The organism is Ureibacillus thermosphaericus (genome assembly GCF_002370195.2).
Taxonomy (GTDB): Bacteria; Bacillota; Bacilli; order Bacillales_A; family Planococcaceae; genus Ureibacillus; species Ureibacillus thermosphaericus.
Map to the genome: position 1 here is coordinate 2,174,601 of NZ_AP018335.1, position 23,815 is coordinate 2,198,415.

General features: G+C 36.4%; 27 protein-coding genes and 2 riboswitches. Of the genes, 24 read left to right on the plus strand and 3 right to left on the minus strand.

Annotation, left to right across the window (positions count from 1 at the left end; translation table 11 throughout):
• The first annotated feature begins 213 nt into the window (after positions 1-213).
• From comGA to gcvPB, 10 genes are all read left to right on the plus strand, one after another.
• Positions 214-1,245 carry a competence type IV pilus ATPase ComGA gene (gene comGA, locus UtA1_RS10450; protein ID WP_096550947.1) on the plus strand — a complete coding sequence of 344 codons (1,032 nt, stop codon included), beginning with the start codon at positions 214-216 and terminating at the stop codon, positions 1,243-1,245.
• Positions 1,218-2,285, plus strand: a complete 1,068-nt coding sequence (gene comGB, locus UtA1_RS10455; RefSeq protein WP_016837715.1) for a competence type IV pilus assembly protein ComGB — start codon at positions 1,218-1,220, stop codon at positions 2,283-2,285. Before comGA ends, comGB begins: the two co-directional genes overlap by 28 nt.
• 13 nt (positions 2,286-2,298) lie before the next feature.
• On the plus strand, positions 2,299-2,604 hold the full coding sequence (gene comGC, locus UtA1_RS10460; protein WP_096550948.1) for a competence type IV pilus major pilin ComGC: 306 nt from the start codon (positions 2,299-2,301) through the stop codon (positions 2,602-2,604).
• Between the two features lie 15 nt (positions 2,605-2,619).
• The gene (gene comGD / locus UtA1_RS10465) at positions 2,620-3,045 is read left to right on the plus strand and encodes a competence type IV pilus minor pilin ComGD (protein ID WP_016837719.1); all 426 of its coding nucleotides are present in this window, start codon (positions 2,620-2,622) and stop codon (positions 3,043-3,045) included.
• Positions 3,035-3,346, plus strand: a complete 312-nt coding sequence (locus UtA1_RS10470) for a hypothetical protein (protein ID WP_016837721.1) — start codon at positions 3,035-3,037, stop codon at positions 3,344-3,346. Before comGD ends, UtA1_RS10470 begins: the two co-directional genes overlap by 11 nt.
• Positions 3,319-3,768 (plus strand): competence type IV pilus minor pilin ComGF, encoded by a 450-nt coding sequence (gene comGF / locus UtA1_RS10475; RefSeq protein ID WP_096550949.1) that lies wholly within the window; start codon positions 3,319-3,321, stop codon positions 3,766-3,768. The genes UtA1_RS10470 and comGF overlap by 28 nt, the downstream gene beginning before the upstream one ends.
• Before the next feature lie 186 nt (positions 3,769-3,954).
• Positions 3,955-4,467 carry a shikimate kinase gene (locus UtA1_RS10480; protein WP_096550951.1) on the plus strand — a complete coding sequence of 171 codons (513 nt, stop codon included), beginning with the start codon at positions 3,955-3,957 and terminating at the stop codon, positions 4,465-4,467.
• A gap of 126 nt (positions 4,468-4,593) precedes the next feature.
• A riboswitch (glycine riboswitch) is annotated at positions 4,594-4,684 on the plus strand.
• 3 nt (positions 4,685-4,687) lie between these two features.
• Positions 4,688-4,768: riboswitch (glycine riboswitch) on the plus strand.
• Positions 4,769-4,856: 88 nt separating this feature from the next.
• Complete coding sequence (gene gcvT, locus UtA1_RS10485) at positions 4,857-5,957, plus strand: glycine cleavage system aminomethyltransferase GcvT (protein WP_096550952.1); 1,101 nt, start codon at positions 4,857-4,859, stop codon at positions 5,955-5,957.
• A 20-nt stretch (positions 5,958-5,977) separates the two neighbouring features.
• Positions 5,978-7,324: an aminomethyl-transferring glycine dehydrogenase subunit GcvPA gene (gene gcvPA, locus UtA1_RS10490; RefSeq protein ID WP_016837726.1), complete on the plus strand. Its 1,347-nt coding sequence runs from the start codon at positions 5,978-5,980 to the stop codon at positions 7,322-7,324.
• Positions 7,317-8,780 carry an aminomethyl-transferring glycine dehydrogenase subunit GcvPB gene (gene gcvPB, locus UtA1_RS10495; RefSeq protein WP_096550953.1) on the plus strand — a complete coding sequence of 488 codons (1,464 nt, stop codon included), beginning with the start codon at positions 7,317-7,319 and terminating at the stop codon, positions 8,778-8,780. The genes gcvPA and gcvPB overlap by 8 nt, the downstream gene beginning before the upstream one ends.
• A 158-nt stretch (positions 8,781-8,938) precedes the next feature.
• Here gcvPB and UtA1_RS10500 read toward each other — a convergent pair whose 3' ends face one another.
• Positions 8,939-9,325, minus strand: a complete 387-nt coding sequence (locus tag UtA1_RS10500) for a rhodanese-like domain-containing protein (protein WP_096550954.1) — start codon at positions 9,323-9,325, stop codon at positions 8,939-8,941.
• A gap of 104 nt (positions 9,326-9,429) precedes the next feature.
• Here UtA1_RS10500 and UtA1_RS10505 point away from each other — a divergent pair, with 104 nt between their 5' ends.
• On the plus strand, positions 9,430-10,263 hold the full coding sequence (locus tag UtA1_RS10505; RefSeq protein ID WP_096550955.1) for a lipoate--protein ligase family protein: 834 nt from the start codon (positions 9,430-9,432) through the stop codon (positions 10,261-10,263).
• 250 nt (positions 10,264-10,513) lie between these two features.
• Positions 10,514-13,078, plus strand: a complete 2,565-nt coding sequence (locus UtA1_RS10510; protein WP_096550956.1) for a vitamin B12-dependent ribonucleotide reductase — start codon at positions 10,514-10,516, stop codon at positions 13,076-13,078.
• Positions 13,079-13,262: 184 nt separating this feature from the next.
• On the opposite strand, the gene UtA1_RS10515 is transcribed toward UtA1_RS10510, so the two are convergent.
• Both UtA1_RS10515 and UtA1_RS10520 read right to left on the minus strand, forming a co-directional pair.
• Positions 13,263-14,024: a TSUP family transporter gene (locus UtA1_RS10515; RefSeq protein WP_096550957.1), complete on the minus strand. Its 762-nt coding sequence runs from the start codon at positions 14,022-14,024 to the stop codon at positions 13,263-13,265.
• 127 nt (positions 14,025-14,151) lie between these two features.
• On the minus strand, positions 14,152-15,084 hold the full coding sequence (locus tag UtA1_RS10520; protein WP_096550958.1) for a DUF1385 domain-containing protein: 933 nt from the start codon (positions 15,082-15,084) through the stop codon (positions 14,152-14,154).
• A gap of 133 nt (positions 15,085-15,217) precedes the next feature.
• Here UtA1_RS10520 and UtA1_RS10525 point away from each other — a divergent pair, with 133 nt between their 5' ends.
• From UtA1_RS10525 to UtA1_RS10580, 12 genes are all read left to right on the plus strand, one after another.
• A complete protein-coding gene (locus UtA1_RS10525) occupies positions 15,218-15,670 on the plus strand; it encodes a hypothetical protein (RefSeq protein WP_096550959.1) in 453 nt (150 codons plus the stop codon).
• Positions 15,671-15,708: 38 nt separating this feature from the next.
• Positions 15,709-16,137, plus strand: coding sequence for a type II 3-dehydroquinate dehydratase (gene aroQ / locus UtA1_RS10530; protein WP_096550960.1), 429 nt, complete (start codon positions 15,709-15,711; stop codon positions 16,135-16,137).
• Between the two features lie 14 nt (positions 16,138-16,151).
• On the plus strand, positions 16,152-17,213 hold the full coding sequence (locus UtA1_RS10535) for a M24 family metallopeptidase (protein WP_096550961.1): 1,062 nt from the start codon (positions 16,152-16,154) through the stop codon (positions 17,211-17,213).
• A 16-nt stretch (positions 17,214-17,229) separates the two neighbouring features.
• Positions 17,230-17,790 (plus strand): elongation factor P, encoded by a 561-nt coding sequence (gene efp, locus UtA1_RS10540; protein ID WP_096550962.1) that lies wholly within the window; start codon positions 17,230-17,232, stop codon positions 17,788-17,790.
• 110 nt (positions 17,791-17,900) lie between these two features.
• Complete coding sequence (locus UtA1_RS10545; RefSeq protein ID WP_016837737.1) at positions 17,901-18,104, plus strand: hypothetical protein; 204 nt, start codon at positions 17,901-17,903, stop codon at positions 18,102-18,104.
• 3 nt (positions 18,105-18,107) lie between these two features.
• On the plus strand, positions 18,108-18,485 hold the full coding sequence (locus UtA1_RS10550; RefSeq protein WP_096550963.1) for a hypothetical protein: 378 nt from the start codon (positions 18,108-18,110) through the stop codon (positions 18,483-18,485).
• Positions 18,486-18,497: 12 nt separating this feature from the next.
• Positions 18,498-19,409, plus strand: a complete 912-nt coding sequence (locus UtA1_RS10555) for a stage III sporulation protein AE (RefSeq protein ID WP_096550964.1) — start codon at positions 18,498-18,500, stop codon at positions 19,407-19,409.
• 204 nt (positions 19,410-19,613) lie between these two features.
• The gene (locus tag UtA1_RS10560) at positions 19,614-20,015 is read left to right on the plus strand and encodes a hypothetical protein (protein WP_096550965.1); all 402 of its coding nucleotides are present in this window, start codon (positions 19,614-19,616) and stop codon (positions 20,013-20,015) included.
• Entirely contained in the window at positions 20,012-20,551 is a 540-nt protein-coding gene (locus tag UtA1_RS10565; RefSeq protein ID WP_096550966.1) for a SpoIIIAH-like family protein, read from the plus strand. The genes UtA1_RS10560 and UtA1_RS10565 overlap by 4 nt, the downstream gene beginning before the upstream one ends.
• A 177-nt stretch (positions 20,552-20,728) precedes the next feature.
• Positions 20,729-21,247: an acetyl-CoA carboxylase biotin carboxyl carrier protein gene (accB, locus tag UtA1_RS10570; RefSeq protein WP_096550967.1), complete on the plus strand. Its 519-nt coding sequence runs from the start codon at positions 20,729-20,731 to the stop codon at positions 21,245-21,247.
• Positions 21,248-21,259: 12 nt separating this feature from the next.
• Positions 21,260-22,636 carry an acetyl-CoA carboxylase biotin carboxylase subunit gene (gene accC / locus UtA1_RS10575; protein ID WP_096550968.1) on the plus strand — a complete coding sequence of 459 codons (1,377 nt, stop codon included), beginning with the start codon at positions 21,260-21,262 and terminating at the stop codon, positions 22,634-22,636.
• Positions 22,637-22,761: 125 nt separating this feature from the next.
• Positions 22,762-23,748, plus strand: a complete 987-nt coding sequence (locus UtA1_RS10580; protein WP_096550969.1) for an LLM class flavin-dependent oxidoreductase — start codon at positions 22,762-22,764, stop codon at positions 23,746-23,748.
• Positions 23,749-23,815: the final 67 nt, after the last annotated feature.

Here is a 23,815-nt window from a genome sequence, read left to right on the forward strand (position 1 = left end):
TATTAATAAAATGATAGTGAAAATACGTGGTGATTATTGGGGATTAGCAAAATATTCAAAATTTGTAATAAAATCTGCCATAAACTTTTCAAAAATAAAGTTTCAACAGAAAAAAGGGGTCAAATAAAAATTTTAAGAAAAAGCCTTTTCCAAATATAAACTTCGTCTTATACTATTGCTAAATTCAGCGGTCACGAATATAGGGAAGTGGTGATGCGTTTGAAAGTGGAGTCCGTTATTGAAACAAAATCAACTCAATTATTGTTAAAAGCTTTACATTTCGGAGCTAGTGATATTTTAATTGAGCCAACTCCAAACCATTACACCATTCAGTTTCGCAAATATGGAAAATTATTTCCTGCAGGTCATTTCCCAATTGAATTAGGGGATCGAATGATTTCCTTTTTCAAATATAAATCTTCTTTAGATATTAGTGAAAAGCGAAAGCCGCAAAGCGGTTCATTTGAAGAAATGTTTTCCAATCGTTTGTATGCCTTCCGAGTCTCTACTTTACCTTCCGTATATAAAAGAGAAAGCCTCGTTATCCGTTTGTTTTTACAAAATGCCTCATATCCGATTGCTTCATTATGTTACGATCGCCATTCAGCAGAAAAATTATTGAGATTGATTTCCAATCGACAAGGATTGATATTATTTTGTGGCGCCACAGGATCGGGCAAAACTACGACATTATATTCATTAGCAAAATATTGCAGTGACACATTAGGGCGACATGTAATTTCTCTCGAAGATCCAGTGGAAAGCAGCCAGTCGTATATGCTTCAAATTCAAGTAAATGAGCTTGCAGGTATTACATATGCAGCTGGTTTAAAAGCAATTTTAAGACATTCGCCCGATGTCATTATGATTGGTGAAATCAGGGATGAAGAGACTGCAGAAATCGCCATGCGTGCTGCATTATCCGGTCATTTGGTGCTATCAACTATACATGCAAAAGATTCGGTGAATTGTCTATATCGTTTAATGGATTTAAATGTTTCCATAGAAGAAATTCGGCAAGCTTTGATTGCAATTATTGCCCAATGTTTAATTCAGTTACATGATAGCGATAGCAGGAAAGCAATTTATGAAATTTTGTCGGAAGATATTTTACAAGAAGCAATTATAAATACAGCGCAAGGAATTGAATATCACTTGCCAGTTGAGGAAACATTGGAATTCCAAAAAGCTGCAATTGAAGAATTGGGGGATTTGTCGTGCTACAGCAAATCAGCGAAAGAATGAATTTCCCCATTCAAAGAAATTATAAGGAGAAAGTTCGGGATGTTCCATCGCTCCTAAATAGGACAAGCATATTACTGAAAGAAGGATATACATTTTCAGATGCCTTGTTTATGTTACTTCCTTATCACGTTAAAGAATTGGAAAAGTGGAATGCTTTATTACAACAACAGTTCAATAACGGTTCATCGGCAGTGGATATTTTACAACAACTTTCAATTCCAAAACATTTTTTATTATTGATAGCTATTGCAGAAGAAAAAGGGGATTTGGCTGAATCATTGCACCACGTAAGTAAGCAAATAAAATTTCAAGAAGATACTCAGCGGAAAATTGTGAAGTTGCTAATGTATCCCGCTTTCTTGATGATTTTATTAACAATGGTTTTTATATTGTTTCGAAGTTATTTTTTACCAAACATAGAGCAACTCGTGATTTCAAATCATTCAGAAAAGGTCAATAGTATAAACTTCGCTGTTGTATTGCTTCATATACCAGATTTTCTCATACTCCTCTTCATTATTTCGTTATTCTTGATATTTATTTCAATTCATTCCATTCGAAAAAAAGAAATCGCTCATCAACTAAACATCATTATGAAAATCCCTATAGTGAAGTATGTTTATCAAGTGAATTTAACAAGACAATTCTCTCATTTGCTTGGAAGTTTATTAGTATCAGGTATATCACTTCAACAAGCATTGTCTATTTTAGAACAACAACAAATAAGTCGCCACTTATCATATATCACAGCACTATTGAAACAAAGGGTGAAGTTCGGTGATTCATTGTCAGAGGCTGTGAAGATACTTCAACTGTTTATGCCAAAGTTTGATGAATTGATTCAACACGGTGAAAAAAATGGATACTTAGGCCGGGAAATGCTCATATTCAGCGAATTGCTAAATGAGAGGATCCAATCGACCATCAAATTTTGCTTGGCGAGCATTCAACCTCTTTTCTTTATTTTGATAGCGATATGCATTGTTGCAGCGTATTTAAGTATACTGCTGCCGATGTATGACTTAGTCGAAATCATGTAATAGAGGTGAAATCATGAAAAATCAAAAAGGTTTTACGTTAATTGAGATGTTAATTGTGCTATTTATTATATCTATCTTAATATTAGTAACTGTTCCAAACGTAACGAAACATCGGAATACGATTGATGATAAAGGTTGTGAAGCATATATCCGCATGGTACAAGGGCAGGTAGAATCATACAAAATTGAATACAAAACCATCCCTACATTAGATCAGTTAGTAAACAAGGGATACTTAAGAGAGGGGATGGATAAATGTCCGAATGGCAAGGGATTTACCATTGAGACGGATGGAACTGTGACATTAATCAATCAATAAAGGAGCATAGAGCTATTGAAAGAACAGGGGTATACGCTATTAGAAATATTATTCGTTTTAATGATTGTCGTATTGGTTGGTATGTTAGGGACAACCTTTTCTTTTAAAATGACAGAAAAAATGGTTGTGGAACAGTTTTTCCACCAATTTACATTAGACATTCAAATGGCACAAATGTTGGCCTTGGAAAAGCAAAGGAGCTGTTTTGTTTCTTTTGTAAATCAAGATACTTATAGAATATACCATCAACTAGATGAAGTGATTTTAGAGAGAAAACTACCGGAAATCATTGAGTTTGATCAGTATAGTAATTTATTAACTCTTCGAATTGATCCAGATGGAAATGTAAAAAATTTTGGGAAATTCACTTTTTACACTCCTTTCGGACAAAAACATATTGTCATTAATATCAATAAAGGACGAATTCGTTATGTGGAATGAAAAGGGGACTTCCATGTTAGAATCGTTGCTAACGCTTATGATTATTATAGTAGCCATAAGTTTTATTCCGTTCATTTTTCAACTTCAGCATTCTCTATACAATCAATCGTTGGAATTACATGCATCCCAAGTGGCCTATGAAGCAGTTATTATTGCTAAAAATACCGGTATTTTCGAAGGGAAAAAATGGATCGACAACGTAGAATATGCTTGGTATTTTCAAACAGATGCGGTTTGTGTACGATTTAACAATTTAGATGGGGTACGATACAAATGCATCAATGGCGATGGCGAATTGTAAGAAGTGGAAATGGATTTACATTTATCGAGGCGCTGTTTCAATTGGTGATTTTTTCGTTACTCGCTCAAGTAATTTTTATTTTTTATCTATTAATTCAACAATGGCACAACACGATCGTGGCAGAAGAACAAATTAAATGGGAAATCTTTATTCATGATTTACAACAATATTTGCTTGATGCAGAGGATATTTATATAATGAATAATTCATTATATATCATAGACTCTTCCACAAAAACGATAAAAATAAACAAGATTACAGATGTGATTCGTTTGCAAATCAATGATCAAGGTTATGTGCCACTATTAATTGGTATTCGGCATGCCGAGTTTTCCCTTTCAAACAATATTGTAACGATAAAAGTAGAATTCTTGAATGGTATTGTAAAGGAGAGAGCGTTACTTGTACAATATCATAAATAACGAAAAAGGCATGATATTTCCCGTTGCCATTGTCTTTTTGTTTTTTCTTATCACTGTTGTAATTTTTTACAGTTCAACCTACTTAACTCAATTTTCTATTATAAATTCATTGGAAAACATAAACATTCGTGCTACGATAAATTTACTTGGAGAAACCGCAGAGTTTTAGTAGAAAGGTGTCTAATTATGCGAAAGATTTACTTAGTAGGGTTTATGGGGTGCGGAAAAAGTGCAGTCGGACGCCAATTAAGCTATGCCCTACGATTGCCCTTTTATGATATGGATAAAGAAATCGTCAGACAACAAGGCATGTCGATTCCAGAAATTTTTGAAAAGTTTGGAGAAGAATATTTTAGAAATTTAGAAACTGAATTTTTAAAAAACTTTCGTGACGAAGCTTGCATTATTGCGACTGGTGGCGGCGTTCCAATGAGACAAGAAAATCGACAAATAATGAGAAGAACAGGTTTAATCTTTTTTCTTGATGCATCATTTGAAGACATTTATAAAAGAATAAAAAATGACAAAAATCGACCAATTGCACAACGTTCGACTAAAAAAGAACTGGAACGACTATATTATTATAGGAGAAAATTTTATAAAAGAGCCGCTCACATCCGTGTCCTTACAAAAGATCGAACAATTCGCCAAGTGGTAAATTATATTGCTTTTCAAGTGAATCGACTAAAAGGCGAATGATAAGGTGTTGTTGTTTAAAAATGTTCGTTTTTTTAAGGAATTTTAAAAAATGATTGCCTTCTATTACGTTCAATGTTAGGATATAGGCAAAGATGTCTGTTTGTTGAAAAATTTCATATGGTGCGGATGATTGTGCGGGGAGAGAACGTTTTTACGTCGCCGAAGGAGCAAGTAGTAGAACTATGAATCTCTCAGGCAAAAAGACTCGTACGGGACGCAACTCTGGAGAGTGCTGAATAACAGCCACCCAAGGGGAAAGCCTATTTTATAATAGGTGTAACTTTCAGGTGCAAGGACAGAGAATTCCTTTAAAAAGGGGATTTTCTGTCCTTTTTGCCTAGTTTAAAGATATTGGTAGTAAATTGTTAATTAATGAGGGAGGTTTCACGATGGGAGAATTAAAGAGAACACCATTATTTGATGAATATGCGAAATATGGTGCAAAAACGATTGATTTTGGTGGATGGGAATTACCTGTTCAATTTTCATCAATAAAGGATGAACATGAAGCTGTAAGAAATCGTGCTGGACTTTTCGATGTATCCCATATGGGAGAAATTTTTGTAAAAGGGAAAGATGTTCTCGGCTATCTTCAAAAATTATTGTCCAATGACATTTCAAAAATTCCAGTTGGCGGCGCACAATATAATGTGATGTGCTATGAAAATGGTGGGGTTGTAGATGATTTAATCGTCTATAATCTTGGCGATGACCAATACTTGCTTGTTGTCAATGCGGCAAATATTGAAAAAGACTTTGAATGGATGAAAAAGCATGCAGAAGGCGATGTAACGATTATAAATCAATCAGATGAATATGCCTTAATTGCACTTCAAGGACCTCTATCAGAAAAAATCTTGCAAACATTAACAGATGTGAACTTATCTGAATTAAAACCATTCCAATTTAAAGCATCTGTTCAAGTTAGTGGTTATTCTGTATTGTTATCACGCAGCGGATATACAGGTGAAGACGGCTTCGAATTATACGGGGAGCCAAATTCAATTGTAGCATTGTGGAATAAACTATTAGAAGCAGGAAAAGAAGATGGATTGATACCATGCGGCCTTGGAGCACGTGATACGTTGCGTTTTGAAGCATGCTTACCGCTTTATGGACAAGAATTATCAGAAAATATTTCTCCATTAGAAGCAGGCATCGGCTTTGCAGTAAAACTTCAAAAAGATGCGGATTTCATCGGTAAAGAAGCTCTTAAAAACCAAAAAGAACAAGGGCTTTCAAGAAAACTGGTTGGTATTGAAATGATTGATAAAGGGATTCCTCGCCATGGCTATAAAGTATTTAAAGGCGACACTGAAATTGGAGAAGTTACAACTGGTACACAAATCCCTAGTACGAAACGTAATTTAGGACTTGCTTTATTAGATATTCAATATACTGAAATTGGTACAGAAGTGGAAGTAGAACTACGCAATAAAAAGGTAAAAGCACATGTTGTGCCGAAGCCATTTTATAAACGTGAAAAATAAAAATTAATGGAGGTCAAACAATGAAGCATCGTTATCTTCCAATAACGGAACAAGACAAACAAGAAATGCTCTCTACCATTGGAGTAGAAAGCATTGATGAATTATTTGCGGATATTCCTGAAGAGGTGCGTTTTAAAGGGCTTTATAATATTAAAGAAGCAGCATCTGAATCTGCGCTATTAAAAGAACTAAAAGCTTTAGCAGATAAAAATATCAACACTGAAACAGCTGTTTCATTCTTAGGTGCAGGTGTATACAATCACTACAAACCTGTTATTGTGGACCATGTTATTTCTCGGTCTGAATTCTATACTGCTTATACACCATATCAACCGGAAATTTCACAAGGTGAACTACAAGCTATTTTTGAATTCCAAACAATGATTGCCGAATTAACAGGTATGGATTTAGCAAACTCTTCCATGTATGATGGCGGAACATCGCTTGCAGAAGCAGGGATGCTTGCTGCTGGCTCAACAAGACGTAAAAAATTGTTAGTATCTGAAGCAATCCATCCTGAATATCGTACTGTTGTAGAAACTTATGCATATGGCCAATCAATCGAAGTAGTAAATGTGCCAATGAAAGATGGAGTAACAGATATTGAAGCATTAAAAGGTATGATTGATCAAGATACTGCGGCTGTTATGGTTCAGTATCCTAACTTCTTTGGTCAAATTGAAGACTTGAAAACAATGGGTGAGCTAGTACATGAAGCGAAAGGATTATTCATTGTTTCTGCAAACCCATTAGCATTAGGTGTGTTAACGCCTCCTGGAAAACTTGGAGCTGACATTACTGTAGGGGATGCACAACCATTTGGTATTCCTGAAAGTTTTGGAGGACCACACTGCGGTTATTTTGCTACGACTTCAAAATTAATGCGTAAAGTGCCTGGCCGTTTAGTAGGACAAACAGTAGACCAAGACGGACGTCGCGGTTTCGTATTAACATTACAAGCTCGCGAACAACATATTCGCCGTGAAAAAGCAACTTCTAACATTTGTTCGAACCAAGCATTGCTTGCTCTTGCTGCATCCGTTACTATGACAGCTTTAGGTAAACGCGGTATTCAAGAAATGGCAAAGCAAAACATCGTGAAAACTCGTTATGCAAAAACAGCGTTTGAGCAAGCTGGATTTACAGTTCCATTCCAAGGTGCTCACTTCAACGAAATCGTTGTAAAAGTAAACAAACCAGTGAGTGAATTAAACAAAAGATTATTAGAAAAAGGCATTATCGGTGGTTATGATTTAGGCCGCGATTATCCTGAACTTGAAAACCATGTACTTATTGCCGTTACAGAATTGCGTACGAAAGAAGAGATTGATCAATTAGTGCAAGAAATGGGGGCTTACAATGCATAACGAAAATCAACCGCTCATTTTTGAATTATCGAAGGAAGGGCGCATCGGCTACAGCTTGCCAGAATTAGATGTGCCAGAGGTAGAATTATCAGAATTAATTCCACAAGAATATTTGCGTGAAGAACCTGCTGAATTACCGGAAGTTTCAGAATTGGATATTATGCGCCACTATACAGCATTATCTCGCCGCAATCATGGCGTAGATTCTGGATTCTATCCACTAGGTTCTTGTACGATGAAATACAATCCAAAAATTAATGAAGAAGTCGCCCGCTTCTCTGGATTCGCAAATATTCACCCGTTACAAGACGAGTCAACAGTTCAAGGTGCAATGGAATTAATGTACGAACTTCAAACAGCTTTAAAAGAAATTACAGGTATGGATGAAGTTACATTACAACCTGCTGCGGGTGCGCATGGAGAATGGACAGCATTAATGATGATTCGTGCTTTCCATGAAGCAAATGGGGAAGGTCATCGTAATAAAGTAATCGTTCCAGACTCTGCACACGGAACAAACCCAGCTAGTGCTACTGTTGCTGGATTTGAAACAATTACAGTAAAATCGGATGAAAATGGTTTAGTTGACTTGGAAGATTTACGTCGAGTAGTTGGGGAAGATACAGCGGCACTTATGCTGACAAATCCAAATACACTCGGTCTATTTGAAGAACATATCATTGAAATTGCCGAAATCGTCCACAGTGTGGGCGGCAAAGTGTATTATGATGGAGCCAACCTAAATGCGATCATGTCGAAAGTTCGTCCGGGAGATATGGGATTTGACTGTGTACACTTGAATTTACACAAAACATTCACAGGTCCACACGGCGGTGGAGGTCCTGGTTCTGGTCCTGTAGGGGTAAAAGCAGATTTAATTCCATTCTTGCCGAAACCAGTATTAGTGAAAAAAGAAGATGGCACGTTCCATTTTGATTATGATCGTCCACAATCCATTGGCCGTGTAAAACCATTCTACGGAAACTTCGGCATCAATGTGCGTGCTTATACGTATATTCGTTCAATGGGTCCTGAAGGATTAAAATTAGTAACAGAATATGCAGTATTAAATGCGAACTACATGATGCGCAAACTACAACCTTACTTTGACCTTCCTTATGATCGTCATTGTAAACACGAATTTGTTTTATCCGGTCGACGTCAAAAGAAACTGGGTGTTCGTACGTTGGATATTGCGAAACGACTACTTGATTTCGGTTATCATCCACCAACAATTTACTTCCCATTAAATGTGGAAGAGGGAATGATGATTGAGCCTACAGAAACAGAATCGAAAGAAACATTAGATGCGTTCTGTGATGCACTGATCCAAATCGCAAAAGAAGCGGAAGAGAATCCGTCTATTGTACAAGAAGCACCACATACAACTGTTGTGAGTCGATTAGATGAAACTCAAGCTGCTAGAAATCCAATTTTGCGTTATCAAAAACAATAGCGTTCAAAATAAAAATATCCATGAGTGCATCTCATGGATATTTTTTACTACTTTTAAAACTAGCTATTTTAAAGATGATATATGACATGAGTAAAATATCATAAATGTTGTTGGCGAATCATGTCATTTCTTTAAATATAGGAATTTCAACAGGCAAACTAATTTTTTGTTTTAATTTTACCAGTCCAAGTTTTGAAACCGCCTTGAAGTTGATACAATTGATTGTAACCTTTTTTCTTTAAGAAAAGAGCTGCCCTAGAACTTCTTGTCATATTTTGACAATATAAATATACAGGAAGATCTGGACGAATTTCTTTGTAACGTTGACGCAATTGAGTAAAAGGGATATTACGTGCTCCTAAAATGTGACCAGAATCAAATTCTTTTGTTTCTCGAACATCGATTAATTGAGCTTTTCGATATCCTTTAATAAATTCTTCTTGCGTCAAATTAGTAACAGATTTTTTCAAACGGAATGAACTTACTAAAACATAGATAATGATAAGTCCTAGGATTGTTGCAATCGTATATAATACTGTCGCCACTTCTAAAATTCTCCTTTCTATTTACATAGAACATTATAAATAAGAAATTGGCATTCGTCCATTCAGTTTGATACAATAAAAAAAGTTGTGAGGAGGAAAACAAGTTGAAAACGAAATGGTATTTCATTAATTCAGGACCATGCAGTCCTTCTTATAATATGGCATTAGACGAGGCATTACTCGATTTTCATAGTAGAGGCGAAATTCCACCAGTAATTCGATTTTACGAGTGGAATCCGCCAACCCTTTCTATTGGATATTTCCAAAGAGCACATCGAGACATTGATTTTGATGCTTTAAAAACGCAAAATATTGGCTTTGTTCGGAGACCTACTGGTGGAAGAGCAGTTCTTCATGACAGCGAATTGACATATAGCATCATCGTTACAGAACAATACCCAAATATGCCTGAAACGGTTACAGAAGCTTATCGTTTTTTAAGCGAAGGCTTGTTAAAAGGGTTCCACAATTTAGGGTTAGATGCATATTTCAGCATCCCTGATACGGAGGAAAAACAAGAAGCATTGAAAAAACCAAAAAGTGCAGTTTGTTTTGATGCTCCAAGCTGGTATGAACTCGTTGTAGAAGGAAAGAAAGTTGCTGGAAGTGCGCAAACTAGACAAAAGGGTGTCGTTTTACAGCACGGTGCGATTTTATTGGATCTCGATGAGGACAAGCTGTTGTCTCTGTTCAAATTCCCTTCCGAAGAGGCAAAAGAGCGGATGCGAAAACAATTGCCGGAAAGAGCAGTTGCAATTAACCGTTTATCAACACGACGCATCACTATTGAGGAATGCATTCATGCATTCAAAAAAGGATTTGAAGAAGCTTTACAAATTGAACTTGTTCCATATGAATTAACAGAAGAACAAAAGGAATATGTGAAAAAATTAGAAGAAGAAAAATATGCAAATGATGAATGGAATTTCAGAAAGTAATTAAAAATTATCGTTCAAAAATCGTGACTAAAATTTAATAATCAGCTCCAAACTTAGAAATTTCTAAGATTCATAGAAATTATTATTTGTCAACCCCTTGAATCGATTCTAGTTATGAGGTAATCTTTTCTAAGTAGAACGAAACAATATATTGTATGTTCATTTTACTAGACATACAATATATTGTGTTTTATTGTTTATATATAGGAAATGATAGATAAATTATATATGTGCTAAGGGAGGCTGGCAGATGGTAATGGTAGATTCTTATACGACCATCCTCATTGATCAACTAAACAAAGATATTGAACAATTTCCACAAGTTCATTCAATTACTCCAGATATGCATATAACGCATAAAGGTGTATCGAGATTAGTCATGATTGACCGATACTCATTCAAGGATACGGAAAAGAAAACATTAAAACCTGGAGATTTTGTTGTATTAACAATTAAAGAAGATCCAAAGTTTCCAGCTCGAGGATTAGGTTATATCCAATCAATTGATTGGAATGCTAATAAAGCAGAAGTATTAATTGAAGAAGAATACAGAAATGTACTCGATGATCCAAAAGAACAAGAAACAGGCATCATCGTTCGTTCTCTAGATGTTATTGAAAAGCCTCTAGAAATTTTTTATGAACAAATTGCGAAACGAAATGCAACAGGCTTATCGGCTGTTGAACAAACAGAAGAAAAACGCAATGAATGGTTCCAAAAATTTTACGAGCAATTAGCTTCTTTAAAGTTCGTGCCGGCTGGACGAGTTCTATACGGTGCAGGTTCAGGAACGCAAGTCACATACTTCAACTGCTATGTAATGCCTTTCGTTCCAGATAGCCGAGAAGGTATTAGTGAACATCGCAAAAAGGTAATGGAAATTATGAGCCGCGGAGGCGGTGTTGGTACAAACGGTTCAACACTAAGACCTCGCAATACGCTTGCAAGAGGGGTCAATGGAAAATCAAGCGGTTCTGTATCATGGCTTGATGATATTGCGAAACTTACACATCTTGTCGAACAAGGTGGTTCGCGTCGGGGAGCACAAATGATCATGCTCGCTGATTGGCATCCAGATATTGTTGAATTTATCATTTCCAAAATGCAAAATCCTCGCATTTTGCGCTATTTAATTGAAAATATGGAAGATGAATCAATCGTTCGCCATGCGAAAGAAAAATTAAAATTCAAACCATTAACGCCGCTTGAAGAAGCGATGTATCAAGGAATCCTAAACTATAAAAACATCCCTGGTTTAGGAGGATTTAGCGAAGCAATTATTAAAGAAGCGGAAACAAAGCTTCGCGATGGCGGAACGTACACTGTGCATAATCCAGACTTTTTAACAGGTGCCAATATCTCTGTTACTATTACAAATGAATTTATGGAAGCGGTTGAAAAAGACGAAGAATACCCGCTTCGATTCCCAGATGTAGAAAACTATACGCCGGAAGAAATGGCAATTTACAATGAGAAATGGCACAAAATTGGTGACGTGCGCGAGTGGGAAGCTCTCGGTTACGGAGTGCGCACTTATCGCAAAATTAAAGCACGAGAACTTTGGAAATTAATTAATATATGTGCAACTTATGCTGCAGAACCAGGTATTTTCTTCATCGATAATGCCAATGAAATGACAAATGCCCGCGCTTATGGCCAAAAAGTTGTTGCGACAAACCCTTGTGGTGAGCAACCGCTTGCGCCGTATTCAGTATGTAACTTAGCAGCAGTGAATTTAGCTCAATTTGCATTGAAAGATGAAAAAACAGTGGACTTTGAGGCATTAAAAGAAACAGTTCGCGTTGGCGTTCGCATGCAAGATAATGTCATTGATGCAACTCCGTATTTCCTTGAAGAAAACCGTAGACAAGCTCTAGGTGAGCGACGTATCGGTCTTGGAGTAATGGGCTTAGCTGATCTACTAATTTACTGCGAAAAAGAATATGGTTCAGAAGAAGGAAACAAGCTTGTCGATCAAGTTTTCGAAACGATTGCGACAACTGCTTACGAAACGTCCATTGAACTAGCAAAAGAACGTGGCAGCTTCCCATTCTTAGTAGGTGAAACAGAAGAGGAAACGAAACGCTTACGTGAAGCATTCATTAATACTGGTTACATGAAACGCATGCCAGAACATATTCGTCAAGGGGTACTTGAATATGGCATCCGAAATTCCCATCTGTTAACTGTTGCTCCAACTGGTTCAACAGGTACTATGGTGGGAGTTGCAACTGGTTTAGAACCTTATTTCTCTTTCACATATTATCGTTCTGGTCGCCTAGGAAAATTCATCGAAGTAAAAGCAGAAATTGTTCAAGAATACTTAGAAAAGCATCCTGAAGTAAATGAACATCACTTACCTCACTGGTTTGTAACAGCGATGGATTTGACGCCAGAAGCTCATGCAGATGTTCAATGTATCATTCAACGTTGGGTAGATTCATCTATCTCTAAAACGGTAAATGCACCGAAAGGATACACGGTGGAACAAGTAGAAAAAGTTTATGAACGTTTATATAGAGGTGGAGCAAAAGGTGGAACGGTTTACGTTGACGGTAGCCGTGATTCGCAAGTGTTAACATTAAAAGCGGAAATGACGCAAGAAGAGCAGTTAACATTTGAAGAATTGCAGGATGAGCCTGTTGAAAAGCCAGTCGTATTGTTAGAAACAATTGCTCCGCTTCAACAAACAAACGTGAACATCGGTTCAGAAGTAGGAGATACATGCCCAGTTTGCCGCCAAGGAACAGTAGAAGAAATTGGTGGATGCAACACATGTACCGTATGTGGTGCCCAACTAAAATGTGGTTTATAATTATGACAAAGTCATACTGTAAAAAGTGTGTGACCAATAAAAAATGGTTCTTTGTCAAATGGTGTTGGTGAATAAATTTTAGTGACATTACTTAGTAATATGTAATCGGATGGCTTAGGGGAAATTCGAGGTTCCCCTAAGCTGTTTTTATATTTTCTAATTTGCGAAAATCAGCAAACGATCATTAGAAAAAATAATCATAGCTATTTTTCGCTAGTAAAATTAATGTCGTGACGATAAATAAAATACGAACAACAGTAGTTCCTTGTTTCAATGCAAACTTTGTTCCTACATAGGCACCACATATCATGGAAATCCCCATGATTATTCCGTAGATGAACAATACTTCCCCGAGTATGAAAAACATCACTAATGCTGCAAGATTACTAGTAAAGTTTAATAATTTTGCATTTCCTGATGCTTGTAAAAAATCAAAACCTATCATTAAAAATACAAAAATGATAAAAGAACCTGTTCCTGGACCAAAAAAACCATCATAAAATCCGATGGCGAGTAAAGAACAAAGGAAAACGATTTTTCGTTTCCACGTCAATTCTTTTTTCTTTTCAATTTGCCCCCAGTCTTTTTTTATTACTGTGTAAATGAAAACTAGAAGCAGCATGATAATCACAAGGGGTTTTAAAATTGCTGGATCCAATAAATGAACGGTCCAGGCACCAAGCATGGAAAAGATAAAAACGAAAGGAACAATTGGCCCTAACAGTTTCATATCTACTTTACCAGCTTTTAGGAATGTTAGAGTGCTTGTTAAATTTCCCATCGTTGCTGCTAATTTATTCGTTGCGATGGCACTAGCTGGCGGGAGTCCAACAAACATCAGTGCTGGTACGGTTATTAAACCTCCGCCACCTACAATGGCATTTAAAAAAGCTCCTAAAAAACCAAAAAATATAAGAAGTATTACGGTTATGACATCAATTTCCATTTCTCTATCCCCCATATTTTTTTATAAAAGTAATGTTACCGAATTGGTAGGGGAGAGTAAATATTTTGTTTTTTTTGGTACAAAAAAGACGTTCCAGCAATCATATGCTGTGACGTCATTTCATTGATTAGTCGTGATTCAATTGGGCGATGATTTCTGGATTGTTTTCGATTTCATGTAGTTTCTTAAAGGAAGCAATTGAAACTTCTACCATGTCATCATCCGGTTCTTTTGTTGTTAATAATTGCAACCATAATCCTGGATATCCTAAATAGCATAATACTGGTATATCTCTTAAAGAATTAGTAAATTGCAATACCTCATAGGAAACGCCTAATACGACAGGGATTAATAAGATACGAATCAGCACACGGAACCATAATGGATCAACGGGGAAGAATAAGTAAATGAACATCCCGACAATGACCGTAAATAAAATGAAGCTTGAACCACAACGGTAATGTAATCTTGATTGTTTTTGCACATTTTCAACTGTTAATTCAATTCCGTTTTCGTAACAATTAATGACCTTATGTTCGGCTCCATGGTATTGAAAAACTCGACGAATGATAGGCGTTAACGAGATGAAATATAAATAAATCAGAAGCAAAATTAGTTTAATGCCAGTTTCCAAAAAGATTTGTGGATATTTACCGGAAACCCATGGAGAAAATAATTCGGCAATAAAAACGGGAACTAAAGTAAAGACAAATTTACCAAATAAAAAAGAAAGAATCCCGACAATTGCAACGCCGAATATCATTTCTAGCTTTGATAATTCCTGGCCATCTTCCTCTTCGCCGGGCGTCACATCGTAACGATCACTAGAAAATTGTAAATGTTTAGAACCGATTCCAGCGGATTCAATAATGGCTATATTTCCTCGGATGAAAGGAATTTTTTTAAGCTTTTGCATCCAAGGCTTTTTAGGTTTTTTCGCATAGTAATATTCAATGGATTGATCGTTTCGGCGAATTGCGGAAACGGTATGTTCTTTTCCTCCGAACATGACCCCTTCAAGTAGCGCCTGTCCTCCATAAATAGGTGTTTGATTGCCCACAGCTGACACCACTCTCTAACAATATTTCTTTCTATCAACTTTTTTTATTGTACTAAATTTTCAGCAATTGTACTAGCGTACGCATACGAAAAATCAATATTGGTAAAAATATATAAAAAAAGGAGTGGTTGGCATGTTGTATTTAGCGTTCATTACTAGTTTATTTGCATCGATTTTTCTTACAGTTAGTTTAAAAATGTTATCATTTTTCAAATTCATTCAATGGAATCCCATTGGATTTTCCAAAAAATATGAAATTTTTGAAGGTAGTCATCCGTTTATCAACTGGCTTATTTTAGCGGTTTTGATTTTTGTCGTAAATTTAATAATTTATTTGATCATGCAATATGTACAAAATGTGCCTCCATTTATTACTTCTCTTGTCATAGGTGGACTTTTTGCCATTATTGCAGAATGGATTATTTACGATTTACCAGCAGAATTATCTTCTTTTAAAAAACTGTCCATTCCATTTATTGTAATGGTGGTGATAACGGCCAGATTTATTATTGAAACAGCTTCTTTCCATTATCAAGCTCATTTGGAACGAAATAGGTTGCCGTATAAGGAGTCTGTGATAAAATAAAAGTGGTAATTTCCTCTAATTTTAAAGGAGAATCGGCGATGAAGTTGTTAGTGTTAAACGGGCCTAATTTAAATCGACTGGGTAAAAGGGAACCAGAAATTTACGGTTTAGAAACTTTGGAAGATGTAAAAAAAAGATGCGTTGCTTTGGTGAAAGAATTTAATGCGGAACTGGAATTTAAACAATCCAATCATGAAGGACAATTAATTGATTGGATACATGAAGCGGAGGATACAGGAGTTAACGGGATTGTATTTAATCCGGGAGCTTACACGCATACAAGCGTCGCACTTAGAGATGCCATTGCAAGTATTAGCGTACCAGTTATTGAAGTTCATATCTCTAACATACATAAAAGGGAGGAATTTCGTCATAAATCCCTACTTGCGGCAGAATGTGTTGGTCAAATTTGTGGTCTTGGAACATTTGGATATGAATTGGCATTACGAAAGTTTTTACAAAAATAAGGAAGGAAAAGTCCATGAATAAACTAGACAAATTACGAAAAGAATTGGAAAGTCATCATGTGGACGCATTGCTTATTACAAATCCATACAACCGCCGATATATGACAGGCTTTACAGGATCGAGCGGTGCAGCCCTTGTAACAAAAAACGATGCGGTATTTATTACTGATTTTCGCTATACGGAGCAAGCAAATCATCAAGTGAAAGAATTTCGCATTATTCAGCAGGAAGGTTCCATACTAAAAGAAGTAGAGAAGCTTGTTGATGAATGTAAAATTAAAACATTAGGTTTTGAAAGAGATACAGTAACTTATGGAGAATATGAATCTTTTCAAAATCTGTTGAATGTGGAGCTAGTACCATTATCCGGATTAATTGAAAAAATTCGCTTGATTAAGACTGATGAAGAGATTAAGATTATAAAGGTTGCATGTGAAATTGCTGATGCTGCATTTTCGCACATTTTAAACTTTATTAAACCTGGCGTTACAGAGCTAGAAGTATCGAATGAGCTCGAATTTTTCATGCGCAAACAAGGTGCAACGTCTTCATCCTTTGATACCATCGTCGCAAGTGGTCTAAGAAGCGCTTTACCTCATGGTGTTGCTACAAACAAAATCATAGAGCAAGGAGACTTTGTCACACTTGATTTCGGTGCCGTTTATAATGGGTATGTTTCCGACATGACGCGTACAATTGCGGTAGGTAATCCTAATACAAAATTGGTAGAAATGTATAATGTCGTGTTGGAAGCGCAATTATTAGCTTTAGAAAAAATTAAACCAGGCATGACTGGTATCGAAGCGGACAAAATTGCGAGAGATTACTTAACAGATAAAGGATATGGAGAGGCTTTTGGACATTCAACTGGCCACGGAATTGGTTTAGAAATTCATGAAGGTCCAGCTCTTTCCTATCGTAATAATCAAACATTAGAGCCTAATATGGTCGTGACAGTCGAACCTGGTGTCTATTTGCCGGGTATCGGTGGAGTTCGCATAGAAGACGATATTGTTATCACAGCAACGGGCAATGAGAGATTGACTCATTCGACGAAAGATTTAATTATTCTATAATGATGGAGGAATATTCATGATTTCAGTTAACGATTTTCGTACTGGTCTAACAATTATTGTAGATGGAGAATTATACCGAGTACTTGATTTCCAACACGTAAAACCTGGTAAGGGAGCAGCGTTCGTTCGTTCCAAATTACGTAACTTACGAAATGGTAACGTAGCTGAAAAAACATTCCGCGCAGGTGAAAAAGTTGAAAAAGCGATGGTAGAAAACCGCAAAATGCAATATTTATATGCACAAGGTGATTCCCATGTTTTCATGGATTTAGAATCATATGAACAAATCGAATTAAATGCAAATCAAATCGATTATGAATTAAAATTCTTAAAAGAAAATATGGAAGTTTACATTATGTCATATCAAGGAGAAATGCTTGGGGTAGAACTTCCAAATACTGTGGAATTAAAAGTAGTTGAAACTGAACCAGGTATCAAAGGTGATACTGCTTCTGGAGGTTCTAAACCAGCTACTTTAGAAACTGGTCTTGTCGTACAAGTACCATTCTTTGTTAATGAAGGTGATATTTTAGTAATCAACACTTCTGATGGATCGTATGTTTCCCGCGCTAACTAATAATTTCAATAAAAATTAAGTGGACGTCAAAAGCACGTCCGCTTTTTTTATTGTTCTTTGGTCTATTTATTTGAACAAGCTCATATATTGCTTTCACAAGGAGGAGTCAAATGGAATTACAGGATGTATTAAGGGTGGCAGGAGTAGGGCTAATTATTGCACTGTTACATGTTTTCTTTGACCAAGTTGGGAAGAAGGAATTTACATTCTATATATTCTTTATCGCATACCTATACATGGCTGCAGAACTAATCCGATTTTTACGGCTTTTTTTCGGTGAAATTATGCTATTTTTCCAATGGTTAACGAATTGACATATGACGATTTTGATTTATGCCGTAATTCTACTACTCATTATCATACTGATTAAAGAAACGGTCCCAAAACTTCATTCGCTCATTGCCATCATCTTCTTTTTTATAATATTACATTTTCTATTATCGAAATCTGTACTTCCATTAATTGGACAAATCCTGTCATATGTAAATTCAGTACCATATGTTCCTCAACTTGTCTATTCTGCTCTTTTTTATCAATTAGGTATATTTTTTAAGATGCTTTTTGATGAACAAGAGCATGAGACGATGGGAGAATTCGTCATGTTTTCGGTCCGGATCGCATTACTATCTTATTGGGTTGGTGAGTTTGCCAAAGTTCTTTCTAGTTTTTCTTCAATTCTAGATAAGCTTCAATAAGGGGCTTTCATAATGGATGAACTATTGAACATTTTTATCGATCCATTAAAAATTGCAGGTAAATCCATTGTACTCGTAGTCACATACACCATATTATTTCTGATATTAGAAGCTTTTGTACCGCAATTTAAAAAATGGGGAGATACATTATTTATTATTGTCCTCGTGTTGACACTTGGACAAACCGTAATGGAGTCATTCGGTTTAATTGGTGAAGTTGTGAATGTCGCTGCCGAATTCTTTTTATCAATCACACCGATTCTCATGTCCATTATCGTTGTGCTCAATGCAGTATTTTCCTTCATAGCTTGGAGTCCTATTGTTATCGCGATATTTGAATTTTTAATATTGTTATGTCAAAAGGTGCTTATTCCAGGAATCGTCATCGCGCTGCTACTGGATTTTTGTACAAGATTTATTGGCGAAATGTCTTTTTCAAAAGCTTCCGATTTAATACGAGGAACCGTCATGACATTAATTACAGCATCGTTATTGTTGATGGTCGCATTTTTATCTTTTGCAGGAGTTGCCTTTTTTACCGTAGATAAAGCGATTGCGAGCCCTGTGAAAAAAGTAATTGAACAAACGATTCCAATTGTTGGTTCACTAATCGTTGAAGGTTTTTCAATCTTCCAAAAGTACCAATCTGCTGCCACTACTTTAGCGGGATTTAGTGCTATGACTGCATTTTGGATAGCCGCGTTTTATCCGGCTGGAAAGCTGTTGATTCATGCAATGACTTTTAAAATTTTAGCTGCAATCGTCGAGCCCTTTTCTGGTGGAACGATTAGCGGTCTCCTTGATGATATTGGAAAGTCATTACTCGTCTTATGCGCTTCAGCAATGCTATTAGGAATCGCTTTCGTTTTCATTTGGCTCATCTTCATGGTAATTTTGCAGCTCGGGGTGGGAAAAAGCTTTTGATCAAATTAATCGCCATCATACTAATAGGAAAGTGCTTGCTATTACTGGCTGAGGAAAAAGAAATTATGGTCTATGTCAAACTAGCAACTCTATTAATTGTCATTACAACTTTATTAGAAATTCTCAAACTATAAAGCATAGAGCTTGTACTTCATTCATACAATGTTTTGAAACATGAGAGAAGGGGGGCACTAAGAACGTGAGGTGGAAAAGAAATGGACAAAGTTAAATCTATTAATTATACCTATTGCAGTTCTAGCGTTCATTGCGTACATTTCAGCAACGAGTGATGCATCCGTTGAGCGATATGATACTGTTTCAGCAGAAGGTAGACTTGAACAAGCTTTAAGTGAAATAGAAGGTGTTGGACAAGTAAAGGTTTATTTTCATTACGATGAAAATCCTTCAAATACGGATGGAACTTTAAGCAACTATTTTCGTTCAAGTAACAATACCACTACTGTATCAGGATTGCTCATTGTTTCAGAAGGTGCGAAGGATCCAAAAGTCCAAAGGCAACTTCTTGAAACGATCAGTAAAGTTATGCAAATGCCTACCCACAGAATTATGATTGTACCGATGGAAAGTAAAGGAGATGAACAATGAAAGTAAAAAGAAGAACTGTTTGGCTATTAACATTATTGAGTTTAGCTGCTGTCATTTCAGTGTATTATGTATTTGAACCAAATCGTAATGTGGATTTAATGACAATTTTTACGGATGATACCCTTGAAGAAACAACTTTAACAAATGCAGATGAAAAATTAACAACGCCTACAGTATCTGAAAGCCATTTATTTGAAGATTTAAGAATGGAAATTGCTAATGAACGTAGCCAATTAAGAGAGCAATTAGAACAAAAAATTGCTTCCAGTGAATATTCTGCAGAGGAAAAAAATGAAGCATATAATCAAATGAATGAGTTAATTAAGAGAGAATCTGCTGAGGCTATGCTTGAAATGTTAATTGAAAATCTTGGCTATTCTGATGCATTAGTACATGTAAAAGATGGTAAAGTACAAGTGACAGTATTATCCGATGAAATTTCGAAAGCTCAAGCGAGTGAAATTATCTATGTTGTTCGTCAACAAATTAATGATATTCAAGATGTGACAGTAAGCGTTCAATCCAATTATTATTGAGATATAATTTTGAATGGAGAAACGATGTTGTATAACAGAAGATGAACAGTGCTTCGTTTACGTAACGAAAGCACTGTTTTTTGCTCATTTTATAGAAAATTAAAAAATATTGTTTCAAAATCTGTTGAAAGGATATAAAATGATTATTGTATTGAATAAAAAGAAGGGGTGTCTACATTGTTTAAAGTACAAGAACTTCGTGAGATTATTAAACTAGTTGATTCATCATCTCTTGACGAATTCATATATGAAGTAGATGGTGCAAAAATTAAATTAAAGAAAAATCAAGGTGTTGTAACAGAAGTGGTAGCACCGAAAGTACAAACTGTTGTACAACAAGCTCAACCACAGGTACAAGCAGAACCAAAAGAAGAAGTAAAACCACAAGCTGAAAGCGCAGCACCTGCAGCAAGTACTTCTGAAGCAAAACCTGTAAATTTAGATGATCCTACATTACATAAAATCACTTCACCGATGGTAGGAACATTCTATGCAGCACCATCACCTGATTCACCTCCTTACGTTAAAGTAGGGGACAAAGTGGAACCTGATACAATTGTATGTATCGTTGAAGCAATGAAATTATTTAACGAAATCGAAGCAGAAGTTAAAGGTGAAATTGTTGAAGTACTGGTGAAAAATGAACAGCTAGTAGAATTCGGTCAACCACTATTCCTAGTGAAACCTACTGAATAAGAGGTGACCAAAATGTTAAAAAAAGTATTAATTGCTAACCGCGGAGAAATTGCGGTTCGTATTATTCGTGCTTGTAAAGAATTAGGAATTCAAACGGTTGCAGTATATTCTGAAGCGGATCGTGATAGCTTACATGTAAAACTTGCTGACGAAGCATATTGCATCGGTCCAAAACTATCAAAAGATTCCTATTTAAGTTTTCCAGCCGTATTAAGCGTTGCAGAGAAAACGGGTGCCGATGGGATACATCCAGGTTATGGATTCCTAGCAGAAAATGCAGATTTTGCTGAAGCATGTGAAAATGCTGGCATTAAATTCATTGGTCCTTCTTCCAAATCCATTCGCATCATGGGGATGAAAGACGTTGCCCGTGCGACAATGGAAGAAGCAGGAGTACCTTTAGTACCTGGTACAGGCATTGTTCCTGATATTGAAACAGGTAAAAAATGGGCAGCTGAAATTGGCTATCCAGTCATTATTAAAGCGACTGCTGGTGGCGGTGGTAAAGGAATCCGGGTTGCTCGTACAGAAGAAGAGTTAGTAAAAGGTATTGAAATTACTCAAAAAGAAGCTCAAGCAGCATTCGGAAATCCTGGTGTATATTTAGAAAAATACATCGAATTCTTCCGTCACTGTGAAATCCAAGTATTAGCAGATGCATATGGAAATGTGATTCATCTTGGTGAACGTGACTGTACAGTACAACGACGCATGCAAAAATTAGTTGAGGAAGCACCATCTCCTGCATTATCTCCAGAAAGACGTGCAGAGATGGGGGAAGCTGCTGTAAAGGCAGCAAAAGCTTGTGGCTATGAAGGTGCTGGTACAATCGAATTTATTTATGATTATAATGAGGACAAGTTCTACTTCATGGAAATGAATACTCGTATTCAAGTAGAACACCCTGTAACAGAAATGGTTACTGGCGTCGATTTAGTTCAGCAACAGCTCAAAATCGCTTCCGGCGAAAAATTAACATTGACACAAGAAGATATTCAATTAAAAGGCTGGGCTATTGAGTGCCGCATCAATGCGGAAAATGCATACAAAAACTTCATGCCAGCTGCTGGTACAGTTGAAACATATATTACACCTGGTGGTCCTGGAGTACGAATCGACTCCGCAGTATATCCTGGATACACAATTCCGCCATACTACGATTCAATGGTTGCAAAATTAATTGTACATGCGGATACACGCGAAGAAGCAATCGCTCGTATGAATCGTGCATTGAGCGAATTTGTTGTTGAAGGGTCTGGTATTCACACAACGATACCATTCCACCATGCTTTAATGAACAACGAAGTGTTTAAATCAGGGAAATTCAATACAAAATTCCTTGAAGAAAATGATGTATTAAATACAAAAATAGAAACTGTGAAAACCTAACTGAACTTACGGAGCCTTCAATTTGAAGGCTCTTTTTATTTAATAACCACTTTCGGAGAAGCGTGTTTTATGCTTTTTCCTTAACAAAGCGCTATACTAAGTTTAACGAGAAAGGGAGTGAAATAATGTTACCGAAATTATCAGTCCTTGATTTAGCACCTGTATTAGAAGGTGAAACTCCAGCGGATGCTTTTCTTCATAGCCGCGCATTAATTCAACTTGCAGAAAAATGTGGCTATCATCGATATTGGGTAGCTGAGCATCATAATATGGAAGGAATTGCAAGTTCAGCAACTGCTGTTCTCATTTGTTATTTAGCAGGAGCAACGAATAAAATTCGTGTAGGGGCAGGAGGAATCATGCTTCCAAACCACGCACCGCTCGTCATTGCTGAACAGTTTGGAACATTAGAGTCCATGTTTCCGGGAAGAATCGATTTAGGACTAGGACGAGCACCTGGAACGGATATGTTAACGGCGAGAGCGTTAAGAAGAGATGAGGCAGGAGCATATCAATTTGATGAATTAGTGGATGAATTGATGAGCTATTTTGATGATGAACACCGTGCGGTTATTGCAGTGCCTGGAAAAGGCTTAAATATTCCGATATGGCTTTTAGGCTCCAGTTTATATAGCGCAAGACTCGCAGGCGTTTTAGGATTACCTTTTGCTTTTGCAAGTCACTTTGCTCCGGATCTATTAGACGATGCAATTGATACATATCACCGGAATTTTAGACCTTCACAATTTTTAGATGCTCCTTATACGATGGTCAGCATTAATGCTTTTGTTGCTGATACTGATGACGAAGGAGAATTTTTAGCAAGCTCATTATACCAGCAATTTTTAGGGATGATTCGAGGAAAGCGTGGAAAAACACCCGCACCTACAAACATGGATGAATTATGGAACGAAGAAGAGAAAAAGCAAGTTTTACACACATTAAAGTATACTTTTGCGGGATCCAAAGAAACTGTTTATAAACAAATCATGGAATTTATAGCTCAGAGAAGAGCTGTTGATGAAATCATGGTAAATGGTCCGATTTACGATCAGGAGAAAAGAAGAAGATCCTTTGAATTGCTTGCACAAAGTTTCAAAGAACAGGCTTAGAATATTTCGTGAAATTCTTTGTTTTAGTACAGGGGATGAAGAAAATTTTGTATAATAATCATTAATC

Coding starts and splice junctions, on each gene's coding strand:
- comGA (WP_096550947.1), top strand. CDS start 214: ATGCGTTTGAAAGTGGAGTCCGTTATTGAAACAAAATCAACTCAATTA.
- comGC (WP_096550948.1), top strand. CDS start 2,299: ATGAAAAATCAAAAAGGTTTTACGTTAATTGAGATGTTAATTGTGCTA.
- UtA1_RS10470 (WP_016837721.1), top strand. CDS start 3,035: ATGTGGAATGAAAAGGGGACTTCCATGTTAGAATCGTTGCTAACGCTT.
- comGF (WP_096550949.1), top strand. CDS start 3,319: ATGCATCAATGGCGATGGCGAATTGTAAGAAGTGGAAATGGATTTACA.
- UtA1_RS10480 (WP_096550951.1), top strand. CDS start 3,955: ATGCGAAAGATTTACTTAGTAGGGTTTATGGGGTGCGGAAAAAGTGCA.
- gcvT (WP_096550952.1), top strand. CDS start 4,857: ATGGGAGAATTAAAGAGAACACCATTATTTGATGAATATGCGAAATAT.
- gcvPA (WP_016837726.1), top strand. CDS start 5,978: ATGAAGCATCGTTATCTTCCAATAACGGAACAAGACAAACAAGAAATG.
- gcvPB (WP_096550953.1), top strand. CDS start 7,317: ATGCATAACGAAAATCAACCGCTCATTTTTGAATTATCGAAGGAAGGG.
- UtA1_RS10510 (WP_096550956.1), top strand. CDS start 10,514: ATGGTAATGGTAGATTCTTATACGACCATCCTCATTGATCAACTAAAC.
- UtA1_RS10515 (WP_096550957.1), bottom strand. CDS start 14,024: ATGGAAATTGATGTCATAACCGTAATACTTCTTATATTTTTTGGTTTT.
- UtA1_RS10525 (WP_096550959.1), top strand. CDS start 15,218: ATGTTGTATTTAGCGTTCATTACTAGTTTATTTGCATCGATTTTTCTT.
- aroQ (WP_096550960.1), top strand. CDS start 15,709: ATGAAGTTGTTAGTGTTAAACGGGCCTAATTTAAATCGACTGGGTAAA.
- UtA1_RS10535 (WP_096550961.1), top strand. CDS start 16,152: ATGAATAAACTAGACAAATTACGAAAAGAATTGGAAAGTCATCATGTG.
- efp (WP_096550962.1), top strand. CDS start 17,230: ATGATTTCAGTTAACGATTTTCGTACTGGTCTAACAATTATTGTAGAT.
- UtA1_RS10545 (WP_016837737.1), top strand. CDS start 17,901: ATGGAATTACAGGATGTATTAAGGGTGGCAGGAGTAGGGCTAATTATT.
- UtA1_RS10550 (WP_096550963.1), top strand. CDS start 18,108: ATGACGATTTTGATTTATGCCGTAATTCTACTACTCATTATCATACTG.
- UtA1_RS10555 (WP_096550964.1), top strand. CDS start 18,498: ATGGATGAACTATTGAACATTTTTATCGATCCATTAAAAATTGCAGGT.
- UtA1_RS10565 (WP_096550966.1), top strand. CDS start 20,012: ATGAAAGTAAAAAGAAGAACTGTTTGGCTATTAACATTATTGAGTTTA.
- accC (WP_096550968.1), top strand. CDS start 21,260: ATGTTAAAAAAAGTATTAATTGCTAACCGCGGAGAAATTGCGGTTCGT.
- UtA1_RS10580 (WP_096550969.1), top strand. CDS start 22,762: ATGTTACCGAAATTATCAGTCCTTGATTTAGCACCTGTATTAGAAGGT.